The 12,604-nt window shown below is 61.7% G+C and carries 7 protein-coding genes; 3 read left to right on the top strand and 4 right to left on the bottom strand.

The window, feature by feature from the left end; translation table 11 throughout:
* Positions 1 to 311 precede the first annotated feature (311 nt).
* The 3 genes from groES to HMPREF1022_RS00380 all read left to right on the top strand — a co-directional run bounded on the left by groES (position 312) and on the right by HMPREF1022_RS00380 (position 4,774).
* Positions 312 to 599 (top strand): co-chaperone GroES, encoded by a 288-nt coding sequence (groES, locus tag HMPREF1022_RS00390; RefSeq protein WP_008684542.1) that lies wholly within the window; start codon positions 312 to 314, stop codon positions 597 to 599.
* 42 nt (positions 600 to 641) lie between these two features.
* Positions 642 to 2,288 carry a chaperonin GroEL gene (gene groL, locus HMPREF1022_RS00385; protein ID WP_008684543.1) on the top strand — a complete coding sequence of 549 codons (1,647 nt, stop codon included), beginning with the start codon at positions 642 to 644 and terminating at the stop codon, positions 2,286 to 2,288.
* 680 nt (positions 2,289 to 2,968) lie between these two features.
* On the top strand, positions 2,969 to 4,774 hold the full coding sequence (locus HMPREF1022_RS00380; RefSeq protein WP_009301385.1) for a methyl-accepting chemotaxis protein: 1,806 nt from the start codon (positions 2,969 to 2,971) through the stop codon (positions 4,772 to 4,774).
* A gap of 315 nt (positions 4,775 to 5,089) precedes the next feature.
* Here HMPREF1022_RS00380 and HMPREF1022_RS00375 read toward each other — a convergent pair whose 3' ends face one another.
* From HMPREF1022_RS00375 to HMPREF1022_RS00360, 4 genes are all read right to left on the bottom strand, one after another.
* Positions 5,090 to 6,868 (bottom strand): formate--tetrahydrofolate ligase, encoded by a 1,779-nt coding sequence (locus HMPREF1022_RS00375; RefSeq protein ID WP_009301384.1) that lies wholly within the window; start codon positions 6,866 to 6,868, stop codon positions 5,090 to 5,092.
* 143 nt (positions 6,869 to 7,011) lie between these two features.
* The gene (locus HMPREF1022_RS00370) at positions 7,012 to 9,306 is read right to left on the bottom strand and encodes an FAD-dependent oxidoreductase (RefSeq protein WP_009301383.1); all 2,295 of its coding nucleotides are present in this window, start codon (positions 9,304 to 9,306) and stop codon (positions 7,012 to 7,014) included.
* Between the two features lie 21 nt (positions 9,307 to 9,327).
* Complete coding sequence (locus HMPREF1022_RS00365) at positions 9,328 to 10,959, bottom strand: glutamate synthase-related protein (protein ID WP_009301382.1); 1,632 nt, start codon at positions 10,957 to 10,959, stop codon at positions 9,328 to 9,330.
* Positions 10,947 to 12,053, bottom strand: a complete 1,107-nt coding sequence (locus tag HMPREF1022_RS00360; protein WP_008684549.1) for a glutamate synthase — start codon at positions 12,051 to 12,053, stop codon at positions 10,947 to 10,949. The genes HMPREF1022_RS00365 and HMPREF1022_RS00360 overlap by 13 nt, the downstream gene beginning before the upstream one ends.
* Positions 12,054 to 12,604 lie beyond the last annotated feature (551 nt).

The raw sequence follows: 12,604 nt of genomic DNA, 5'->3' as shown, positions 1-12,604 counted from the left end.
CGCGCCGGGAGCGCAATGCGCCGACCGTTACGGAGCGTCCATTGAGGCTCGCTGAAGCGAAAACGGGGACAGGCGTTAACCTGTTAAAATAAAATAATTTTTAAATTTTACAGGAAAAAAATTAAAAAAAATCGCTCCAGCCCCTTTTCAAGCCGCCAGACTGTCTTATCTGTATGCCCGTGCGGGGCGGTGCAACGGCACAACGCCCGTTGTGGCCCATTACGCGCAATATTTCCGGCGCGTCCGCTGGTTCGGCCGCCGCCCGTGCCCGTAAGGGCAATAAAAAAACTTTTCCGGGAGGATTTGACGTCATGAAGCTGAAACCCCTCAACGACCGTGTGCTGGTCAAGCGCCTTGAATCTGAAGAGAAGACCGCCGGCGGTCTGTACATCCCCGACACGGCCAAGGAAAAGCCCTCCAAGGGCCAGGTTGTGGCCGTGGGCCCCGGCAAGATCGCGGAAAACGGTTCCCGCGTCGCCATGGCTGTGAAGAAGGGCGATGAAGTGCTCTTCAACAAGTATGCCGGTACGGAAATCAAGCTGGACGGCGTCGACCACCTTGTGATGCGCGAAGAAGACATTCTCGCCATCATCGACTAATCCCGATCTCTGCCGAATCACCATCCAGGAGGAACTCTGAAAATGTGCGCTAAAGAAATCTTTTTTGACGTTAAAGCTCGTGAAAAACTCGCCCGCGGCGTGGACAAGCTTGCCAATGCCGTTAAAGTCACTCTCGGCCCCAAAGGCCGCAATGTCGCTCTTGAAAAGTCCTTCGGCGCGCCCGTCATCACCAAAGACGGCGTGACCGTGGCTAAAGAAATCGAACTGGACGACAAGTTTGAAAACATGGGCGCCCAGCTCGTGAAGGAAGTGGCCTCCAAGACTTCCGACGCCGCCGGCGACGGTACCACCACCGCCACCATTCTGGCCCAGTCCGTATACCATGAAGGCATCAAGCTGGTGGCCGCCGGTCGTAATCCCATGGCTATCAAGCGCGGCATCGACAAGGGCGTGGAAGCCCTGATCACCGAGCTCGCCAATCTGGCCAAGCCCACCCGCGACCAGAAGGAAATTGCCCAGATCGGCACCATTTCCGCCAACTCCGACGCCACCATCGGCAACATCATTGCCGAAGCCATGTCCAAGGTGGGCAAGGAAGGCGTCATCACCGTTGAGGAAGCCAAGGGCCTGGAAACCACCATGGATGTGGTGGAAGGCATGCGTTTCGACCGCGGCTACCTCTCCCCCTATTTCGTGACCAACGCCGAAAAGATGATCTGCGAGATGGACAATCCCTACATCCTCTGCACGGAAAAGAAGATCTCCAGCATGAAAGACATGCTGCCCGTGCTTGAGCAGGTGGCGAAAGTCAACCGTCCGCTGATGCTCATCGCCGAAGACGTGGAAGGCGAAGCCCTGGCCACCCTGGTGGTCAACAAGTTGCGCGGCGCCCTTCAGGTTGTGGCCGTGAAAGCTCCCGGCTTCGGCGACCGCCGCAAGGCCATGCTTCAGGACATCGCCGTCCTCACCGGCGGCCAGGTGGCTTCCGACGACACCGGCACCAAGCTGGAAAACATGACCCTGGCCGACCTGGGCACCGCCAAGCGCGTGGTTGTTGACAAAGACAACACCACCATCGTGGACGGCGCCGGCAAGAGCGAGGACATCAAGGCCCGCGTGAAGCAGATTCGCGCCCAGATCGAAGACAGCACCTCCGACTACGACCGCGAAAAGCTGCAGGAACGCCTGGCCAAGCTGGTGGGCGGCGTGGCCGTGGTGCATGTGGGCGCCGCCACTGAAGTGGAAATGAAAGAAAAGAAAGACCGCGTGGAAGACGCCCTCAACGCCACCCGCGCCGCCGTGGAAGAAGGCATCGTGCCTGGCGGCGGCACCGCGCTGATCCGCGTGTCCAAGGTCCTCAACGACATCAAACCCGCTGACGACGACGAACTGGCCGGTGTGAACATCATCCGCCGCGCCATTGAGGAACCCCTGCGCCAGATCGCCCACAACGCGGGCTTCGAAGGTTCCATCGTGGTGGAAAAGGTCCGCGCCGGCAAAGACGGCTTCGGCTTCAACGCGGCCACCGGCGAATACGAAGACCTGATCAAGGCTGGCGTCATCGACCCGAAGAAGGTGACCCGCACAGCCCTGCAGAACGCCGCTTCCGTGGCTTCCCTGCTGCTGACCACCGAATGCGCCATCGCTGAAAAGCCCGAGCCCAAGAAGGACGCCCCGGCCATGCCCGGCGGCATGGGCGGCATGGGCGGCATGGACGGCATGTACTAAGCCGTTCCCCGCTACGGGCTTTGCCCGCATTGCTTTGAGACAACAGCTCCCGCCTCACGGCGGGAGCTGTTTTTTTATGGTCCGCGCCCTCCCCGTAACAGGGTCATTCTGTTCTCCGTCCGTTGTTTTATTCTGCCTTCCGGGCATTCTGGTTTTCGCTTCGTTGCCGTTTGGGCCGCCTATCTTGTTGCTGTTTTCATCCGTAAAGCGGCCCAAAGGCGGGGAGGCATAAAAGGCACTGCGCCCGCAGGGCCCGGAATACCTCATCCATATGACAAGTTCATAGAACAATTCCTGCGGCACTGGAAAAATTTTCCCGAAGGGATTAAGATAATTTTAATTATACCGACAAATACATATGTCCGCCCGCATACGGGCATTTGCATATCCGCCGCAGGTCGCTCTTTGCATGGCCTGCGGCCTCTTTCGGTACTGCGGCGATCCCCAGGAGGTAGAGGTTCCCGTGCGTACCGGGGCATATTAGAGCAGTTTAACGTTAAAAATTGAACGGCCCCGGCGGTCACGAGAGTGGACGCCCGCGCCGGAGGCCAAGGCGCCTGTTATCAATTTTCAAAGTTAACCTGCTCTTAGGACGGAACGCCTGTCCAGCGTTCCATGGTTGGTTGCCGCCGGTTGGCATCAACAGATGCGCGATACGGATGCTAGAGAGGAGAACATCCATGAATGTCAGAATGTGGATCATCGTACTGTGCGGCATCTTTTTGCTCGGCATAGGGACATTGTTCACCGCCAATTTTCTAATATCGCAGCGGGTATTCAATGATGTCACCATGCCGCAGATCACCGACGCCCTGCGCCAGAAATATGAATACGGCGTGAAGAGCGCGGTGGAAGTGGAAGCGCAGAATCTGGCCAATCGACTCAAAAACGTCTCGGACAAGAAAGAACAATACGCCATCATCGAACAACTCACCGACTATCAGCGCTTTTTCCCCAATAACGAAGGCTACTACTTCACCTACACCACCGACGGCATGCGCATCAACGTGCCCATCAACAAATCGTTGAACGGCAAGGATTGCAGCAACCTCAAGGACGCCAACGGCGTGCCCTTTGTCCGGAAATTCATGGAAGTCGCCAAAGCCGGCGGCGGCTTTGTGGAATACAGCTTTGAAAAACCCGGCGCGGGCATCCAGCCCAAACTGAGCTATGTCTGCCTGATCCCCGGCACCGACGCCCTGATCGGCACCGGCGTGTACATTGACAGCGTGCAGGCCGAGCAGCAGCGTATCGCCGCCCTGGTGACCGAAAGCAATGATCGCTATGCCATGTATCAGGCCTGGATCTGCCTGGGTATCGTAGTCCTGATGATCCTTGTGGCCTGGTACGTGACGCGGGTGATCTGCTCGCCCCTGCGCCAACTGACCGGCGCGGCGGATGAAGTGGCCAAAGGGCGGCTTGACGCGAAAATCAAGCTGCATCCGCGTTGCCCGCGCGAAATCCGCGCTCTGGACGCCTCTCTGGGCCAGATGATCGGCAATCTGCGCGAACGCATTGACGAGGCAGCACGGAAAAGCGAAGAAGCCACTGCGGCCGTGGAAGAAGCCACTGTGGCCCAGCGCGAGGCCGAGGAAGCCCGGCAGCAGGCCGAAAGCGCCAAAAGGGACGGCATGCTGGCCGCCGCCGGCCAACTTGAAGGCATTGTGGAAATTCTTTCCTCTGCTTCCACGGAGCTTTCGGCCCAGATTGAACAGTCCGACCGGGGCGCGCATGAAGCCGCGGAGCGCGTTTCCGAAGCGGCCACCGCCATGAACGAAATGAACGCCACCGTGCAGGAAGTGGCCCGAAACGCCACATCCGCCTCGTCCGCTTCCGCCGACACCAAAGAAAAGGCCCAGACCGGTTCCGCCATTGTGGAAAAGGCCGTGCACGGTATTGAGCAGGTACGTCAGCTCTCTCTGGAGCTCAGGGACGACATGGGCCAGCTCAACGAGCACGCCCAGGCCATCACCCAGATCATGAACGTCATTTCGGATATTGCCGATCAGACCAATCTGCTGGCTCTGAACGCGGCCATTGAAGCGGCCAGAGCCGGAGACGCCGGGCGCGGCTTCGCCGTGGTGGCCGATGAAGTACGCAAACTGGCTGAAAAAACCATGGCCTCCACGAACGACGTGAGTAACGCCATCCGGGCCATTCAGGAAAGCACGTCCAAGAGCATGGCCTCCGTGGACAACGCCGTGCGCCAGATTGAAGAGGCCACGGACTACGCCAGCCAGTCCGGTTCGGCCCTGGAGGAAATCGTCGCCACTGTGGATGCCACGGCCGACCAGGTCAATGCCATTGCCACGGCCAGCGAGGAACAGTCCGCCGCCAGCGAAGAGATCAACCAGTCCATCCTCCGGGTCAACGACATGGGGCGGCAGATCGCCGAAGCCATGGGCGGAGCCTCCAAGGCTGTCACGGATCTGGCCGTCCAGGCCCAGAAGCTCACCGATCTGATTCAGGACATGAAGCGCGGCTGAGCACGCGAGCGCTATAAACAGCAACACCCCGGCAGAGCGTCAGCTCTGCCGGGGTGTTTTGTGACGGACAGCGCGCCGGAACATGCGCCGCATAACAGCTGGAGCAGATTAACTTTGAAATGCTGGGCATTCCAAAGCTAAAGACACGCTTACTCCGCCGCTTAGCTCTGCTGTCCTCGTCCGTAAAGCTCGAAGGCTTGCTAACGGGAGAGGCAACAGCGCAAATAAATTGCGCTTACGGCTTCGTGGCGCGAGGCTGCCCTCGCAGCCTCGTTGGAGCATTTCAAAGTTGAAATGCTCCAAATACTATAAGCCTTAAAAAAGGCCGGTCACCTTGCCCGTGTTCACATCCACATCAATGTTGCGGAACGAGGGATGCGACCCCGTGCCGGGCATCAGGCTGATGTCGCCGGAGACCGGGCAGACCAGACCCGCGCCGCCGAACAGCAGCACGTCGCGCACATGCAGCCGCCAGGAGGCGGGCACGCCCTTGCGGGACGCATCATCGGACAGGGAATACTGGGTTTTGACCATGCACACGCCCAGTTCGTTCACGTCGGGCCGTTCCTGCAAGGCTTTCAGGCGCTGAGCCGCCAGAGGCTCAAAATCCACGCCGTCGGCTCCGTAAATTTCGCGGGCAATGCAGGTGATCCGCTCGGTGAGGGGCAAATTCCAGTCATAGAGCGGCGTGAAATGCCTCTTGCCGGAATTGCAGGCGTCCATGACCGCGTCGGCCAGTTCCAGCGCGCCCTCGCCGCCCTTTTCCCAGTGTTCGGACACGGCCACGCGGGCTCCCGCCGCTTCGCAGATGCGGCGTATGGCGGCGATTTCCGCCGGGCTGTCGGTATGGAATTTGTTGATGCAGACCACGGAGGGCACGCCGGAGCGGCGTACAATGCCGATATGGTGCAGCAGGTTGACGCAGCCCGCTTCCACCAAGCCCACGTCCTCGCGGGTGTAGGCTTCGGGCAGGGGACGGCCGGACCGGGGCTGGGGCGCGCCGCCGTGGCTCTTGAGCGCCCGCACCGTGGCTACAATAACCGCCGCGTCGGGCGTCAGGCCGCTGTAGCGACATTTCAGGTTCCAGAATTTCTCGTAGCCCATTTCCGCGGCAAAGCCGGATTCCGTCACATGCACGTCGCTGAGTTTGAGGCCCACCCGGTCCGCGATGACCGAACTCTGGCCCAGGGCGATATTGCCGAAAGGCCCGGTATGCACCAGTACGGGCTGGCCTTCAATGGTCTGAATCAGATTGGGTTTGACCGCTTCCACCAGCCAGGCGGTCATGGCCCCGGCCACTTCCAGGTCCGCCGTGGTCACGGGATTGCCGTCGCGGTCCAGGGCCAGCACCATCCGCCCCATACGTTCGCGCAGATCGCGCAGATCACGGGCCACGGAGAGAATGGACATAACCTCCGAGGCCACGGTAATGTCAAAATGCGAACGCATCATGAAACCGTCGTTGCGACGGCCGTCGCCCTCAATGCCGATGATCACGTTGCGCAGGGCCTGGGCACAGAAATCCATAACCCAGCCCGTGCCCACCCGCGTGGGGTCCACGTTCAGGCGGCGCATGCCCGAAAGACGCGCCAGGGTGGCGTCGTCGTAATTGCGCTCGTGCTGCATGCGCGCGGTCAGGGCGGTCATGGCCAGATTGTGGGCCGCGCCCACGGCATGGATGTCGCCGGTGAAATTGAGCGAATACGGCGTCAGCGGGATGCACTGGGACAGGCCGCCGCCTGCGGCCGAGCCCTTCATGCCCATAGTGGGGCCGCCCGAGGGCTGGCGGATGGCCGCCGAGGAGCGCAGTCCGCGCCGGGCCAGCCCCTGGACCAGGCCGATGGTGGTGGTGGATTTGCCCTCGCCTAGCGGCGTGGGCGTGATGGCCGTGACGTCCACGTATTTGCCGTCGGGCCGCCCGGACAAGCGTTCCAGCACGGCCTGCTGCTCGATTTTACCCATATAGTGCCCATAGGGCAGCAACTCCGAGGATTCCAGGCCCATTTCAGCGGCCAGGGTTTCCACGGTCTTCATGCGTGATTCGGCATCCTGCGCGATTTTCCAGTCAGGATTTTTGGTGGGATCAAGCGTCATGGGATCTCCTTGAAATATGAACTAGCCGGAATGTACGGCCCGCGCCGGAACCCGTCAAGACGGGAAAGCGACCGGCGCGGCGCATGAAAAAAGCCCGGAACCGAAGTTCCGGGCTTGCGCCGAAAAGAGGCTTTTTCCGCCGGTCAGGCCACGGCCCGATTGTCCCGCATGGCCCAGACGCCGCAGGGGCAGACGCCCGCGCAGATCCCGCAGCCGATGCAGCGCGCCGGATCGGAGACATACTCAAAGCCGCCGCTCAGCTCATTGCGGTCAATGGCCTTTTCCGGGCAGGACTTGAGGCACATTTCGCAGTCCCGGCAGGTGCCGCAACTGACGCAACGCGCGTGATCCTCTAGGGGCCGGGGCAGTTCCCGGCTGTGATATTTGGCAAAATAGGCCGTATGCAGCCGCGGCGCGGGCACTTGCTCCCTGAGCTCGGCCGCGTACCTCTCGCCGCGCAGCCAGGCGTCGGCGGCCAGGGCGGCTTGGCGGCCCGTGCCGATGGCGTGGACCAGCAGTCCGGGGCTGATCACGTCGCCCACGGCGAAAACGCCGTCCATCACGCTCAGATCGGCCCCGGGCGCCAGCCGGTCGCGGAACTTCTTCAGCCCTTCGGGCAGAAAGGAGAGATCCGGCGATTCGCCGATGGCGATGATGACCATCTCGCCGGGAATCAGCGTGCCGTCCTGGGCGATCAGGCCTTTGTCCGTGATCTCCCTGGTCTGCACCGGCCAGACCAGCCTGCCGCCAAGGCTTTCAATATGGGCGATCTCATGAGCGAAAGCCGCTGGCCGCTGCACGTCAATGCAGGTCACCTGACGCGCGCCCATGGCAAAGGCCCCGGCGGCCGCGTCCATGCCCGCGTTGCCGCAGCCGATGACCACCACGCTTTCCGGTACTCTTGGCTTTTCACCCCGGTTCACGGCCTTGAGGAAGTCGATGCCGCCCACGGCCTTTTCATGCCCAGGCCAGGGGAAAATGCGCGGCACATGGCCGCCGGTGGCCACAATCAGGGCATCGTGCTTTTTACGCAGTTCCGCGAAGCGTTTGGCATCCACCGGGCAATTGGTGACAAAATGCACGCCCATCTCCTCAATGCGCTTGAGTTCCTTGAGCAGCAGATCATGATTCAGGCGCTCGCGCGGGATGACCTGTTCCAGCTTGCCGCCCATATGGGCATCAGCCTCATAGACCGTGACCTCATGACCCATACGGGCCAGCTGCCAGGCCGCCGTGAGGCCCCCTACGCCCCCGCCGATGACGCCCGGATGTTTGCCGCTGCGCTTTACGGGGCTCTCCAGCCTGATGTCCGCCGAACAGGAGCCCAGCTTGCCGATCTGCACCGGACTGTCCAGTTCGTTGCGCGTGCAGCCCTCCATGCAGGGATTGGGGCAGACGCCGCCGCAGACCGAGCCCGGAAACGGCGTATAGTCCAGCACCAGACGGCAGGCTTCCTCCACCTTGCCTTCTCGCAGCAGATTGAAGCGGCGCTGGCTGGGGATGGAGGCCGGACAATGAAATTCGCAGGGCGCGGCAAAACGGGCATTTTCCCACACAGGCACATGCAGGCGGCAATCCCCGCGCGCCACCAGGCCGTTGACCGCGAAGTCGTCGGGGCAGACGTCACTGAAAATACCGTCCTTGACCCATTCCGTGGCCCGGAACTGAGCAAGGCTGGGGATTTCCTCGTGTTCCCGCTCCTCAAACGGCAACGGCTCGATTTTTTTCCAGTGTTTCCAGACCGAAAGCTCCTCGCGCAGTCCTGGCCTGTCAATGGCCGCAAGAAAATCATCCAGCCCGGCATCAAGCCAGACCACGTCGCCCTCATCCAGAGGGCGCACCCGCACGTCCGGCGGCAGAGAGCCCAGCGGCCCGCGAAAATAGACCACACCGCCCACCATGCCCACGCAGGGCCGCTCGCCCAGCACCGAGGGCAGGGTCCGGCTTTCGCAGCCGCAGACCACAGCCCTGCCGCCGCCCATGAACTCAAAGGAAAAGCTGCCCACGCTCTTGAGCACCCAGAGTTCCGGCGGCTCGTAGAGCGGATCGTGCTTCATGAGCGAGCCGGAGCGCGCGCCCGCCCGGCCCCCGATATAAATACGCCCGGCCGCGGCGCAGTGCCCGGCCGTGTCTCCGGCGTCGCCGCGCACCACAATGCGCCCTCCGGCGTTGAGCCAGCCCACGTCGGCCGGGGCCGGTCCTTCCACCAGTATTTCCGTGTCGGGCAGGCACATGGAGCCCACCCGCTGGCCGGGATTGCTGACCGTGAAGCGCAGCTTTTTGCCCTCCCGGTTCCAGAGCGGGCCGCCGATGTCGTGCTGGCCCGACGCCTGAATATAAAAATCAGTCTCGCCCCGCTCCACCGCCGCCTCAAGGGACAGCAGCAGATCCTGGGTGGACATGCGTTCGTGATCGTGCACCGTGCTTACGCGCAGCATATTCCATTCCTCATCGTATGGTTAGCAGGCATACTGAATGCCCAGCTTGTCGGCCACCGCCCGATCCATGGACACCAGGGCGTCGGAACGCCCCACCGGCAGGGAGCTGTTGCCCACCGGGGCCAGCAGCTTGCGCAGTTCCGCGTCAAAAGCCAGCATATAGTCCACGATGTTCTGGGCCCCCCGGTCCACGTCCAGGCGTTTGACCAGACGCGGGTCCTGGGTGCAGATGCCTGTGGGACACTTGCCCGTGTTACAGGCGTTGCAGCGCCCGTGCTCGTTGCCCACACAGCCCAGCAGCTGGATCAGGATCTTGCCCAGAATCACGCCGTTGGCCCCCAGGCAGATCATTTTGAAGGCGTCGGCCGCCGCATTGCCGGTCATGCCGATGCCGCCTCCGGCCCAGAGGGGAATCTGTCCTTGGAGCCCCTGGGCCACGGCGGCCTGATAGCAGTCGCGCAGCTTGGAGACGACGGGATGTCCCGTATGCTCCAGGGAGACCTCATTGGCCGCGCCGGTGCCGCCCTGGATGCCGTCAAGGAAGAAGCCGCCGCAGATCTTGTAGGGATCGCGCAGCAGATTGTTGTAGACGGATACCGAAGTGGCCGAGGCCGCGCACTTGATGGCCACGGGCACGCGGAAGCCGAAGGCCGCGTTGAGCGAAAGGTGCATTTTCTGCACCGATTCCTCAATGGAATACAGGCCCTGATGGTTGGGCGGGGAATGCAGGGTGGCCTTGGGCACGCCCCGGATGGCCTGGATGTGCGGGGCCACCTTGGCGGCGGGCAGAAGCCCGCCGTCGCCGGGCTTGGCTCCCTGGCCGATCTTGATCAGCACGCCCGCCGGGTCGGTCTTCATCCGGGGCATGGCCTTGATGATGCGGTTCCAGCCGAAATGGCCGGAGGCGATCTGCAAAATCATGTACTTGAGCCGTTCCGACTCCAGCAGCTTGATGGGCATGCCGCCCTCGCCCGAGCTCATGCGCACGGGCATGCCGCACTTCTCGTTGAGATAGGCCGTGGCCAGGGCCAGAGCCTCCCAGGCCCTGGTGGACAGCGCGCCGATGCTCATGTCGCTGAAAATGGCCGGATAGATCCAGCGCACCGGCGGAGTGCGCCCTTCGAGCACCAGGCTTTCGCCGTCCACGCGCAGGGGCAGTTCCCTGGCCAGCATGACGCGGCCCAAGGGCGAGCGGATGTCAAAGGTGTGCCGCTCCGAGTCCAGGGCCGGATCGGTCATCTGGCTGATGCGTCCCACCACGACGGCGTCCAGGGTGCGCGGCGTGGCGAGATTGCTGCGCCCGCCGCGCTTGACCGGGCCGTGGGCGCGCGCCAGCACGGGAAAGCGGTTATCCGGATTGCGCACCGGCCGGATGGCCCTGTTGGGACAGACTTTTTCGCACATGCCGCAGCCCACGCAGGCCTGTTCGATGCGGGTCTTCTGCCTGATCACGGGCAGGGCGAAATGCTCGGCTGCGGGCTCGGGAAAGGCTTTGCGCGAAACCGTCACGCTGCGGTGCGAAACCCCGGCCTCAATGGCATTGAAGGTGCACGCCGCCACGCAGGAGCCGCACATGGTGCAGCGTTCCGCGTGATATTCGATGGTCCAGCGCAGATCGTTGACGCTGACGTCCTGGGTTTTTACTGATTCCATCGCCGCACCGCCAGATCGTTGTCGATGACCACCATTTCCCGTTCATGGGGGTAAATGTCCAGAGCCGGATCGCGGTCGGGCAGAACGGCGTTCAGCCCGCAGACTTCCGAGGCCACGGCCACCATGTTGTCGTCGCCGCCCACCACCACGGGCCGCAGCTTCTTGGAATCGCAGCAGGCGAGCATCCGTCCGTCGGGCAGCAGGCCGATAACGGCGTTGGGGCCGTTGATCTCCAAATGGGCCAGGGATTCACGGATCAGGCCGAGCACCTCGCGGTCCGCGCGCTTTTCCGCCTCCACAAAGGGCAGGGGCGTAATGACGTGCTTGTAGTAGGTGATGGGCCAGTGCAGCTCATGCAGCACGTAATGCAGGGTGTAAAGGAAGTTCTGCGAGTCGGACTCAAAACCGATGTAGCCCCGGTGCAGGGACTTCTGAAACTCCGTATTCTTGGTGAAAAAGGTATTTTCGCCGTTGGCGCAGAGGGTGTAGCCCTGCAAAAAGAAAGGATGGGCCGCGTAACGCACAATGTCGTAATTGGTGTTCTGGCGGCACTGGGTCACGATGTTGCGGGCCGTGAGGCGGCCGTCGTCGTTCCAGAGTCGGAAATAGGCGGCAATGTCCGCCGGGTCGCCGATTTCCTTGAGGGTCAGCACGTCGGGCCAAAAAGAATAGACGAAACCGTTGTTGCCCTCGTCCAGCAGACGGCGCAGGGCCAGACGGGTGTCCAGCAGCAGGTCTTCGCGCTCTTCCCGGCTGCGGTAGCGGTAGATTTCGGGATAATCATAATTGCGGAAGACATAGCGCGGCATGGCCTCGATTTTCAGGCCCGGCTGTCTGTCCACTTCGGGCACCCACTGGGCCACCTGCACGAACCCCTTTTCCTCCATATAATCGTTGACCAGCTGCACGCCCTGCGGGGTACAGGCCAGAGACAGCAGGGGCTTGTCCTTATAATGGCTGAAAACGCCGTCCAGATCCTGCATGACCATGGCAAAACCCGAATTGTCGTGCCCTTCCTGCTGGGGCAGCATCAGATTGAGCGCCACGGAAGGATGCACCGGCGTCCTGCTTTTGACGGAACCGATTCTACACATAGTTTTCCTACCTCGAAAAAGCGCCACAGCCGCAGGCCGGTCCGCAATACGCGGCCCGCCGTAACGCTGGCATAAGCTCCCGGGTAAGGGGGGCGTGGATTCACACGGCTTCGCGGCCGCTCCGCAAAGGAGGCGCGAATGCCTGTCGCCGGAGCTCCGGCCGGCCGAACACGGTCTGAAAGACCGTGGAAACCGTTCTGGCGACAGTTTCCGGCCTATAAGGGGGGGGAAATAATTCTGCAACAAAGCGGATTGATGGGCAAGCCCAAAATGGACTTCCGGGCCTCAAAAAATCCCGCATGGACTTAAGAAGTAAAATGGCCTACCGATAAGTAATATAGGCTATCGGTACGCCAATGGAAGCCGGGTCATGGGGCTCGGCGCAAAACCTCAGGTTCTCACCGCTCTTTACCCGGATGACTGCCATGTTTCTTGCCCGCAATTCCGGTATCTCGATTCTTTCAGAGCCGCGCGTTTGCGCCGAGAGAGAGAGAGAGAGAGAGAGAGAGAGAGAGAGAGAGAGAGAGAGAGAGAGAGAGAGAGAGAGAGAG

Source organism: Desulfovibrio sp. 6_1_46AFAA, assembly GCF_000224635.1.
Lineage (GTDB): Bacteria > Desulfobacterota > Desulfovibrionia > Desulfovibrionales > Desulfovibrionaceae > Desulfovibrio > Desulfovibrio fairfieldensis.
This window is presented reverse-complemented; position numbering and strand designations above follow the sequence as displayed.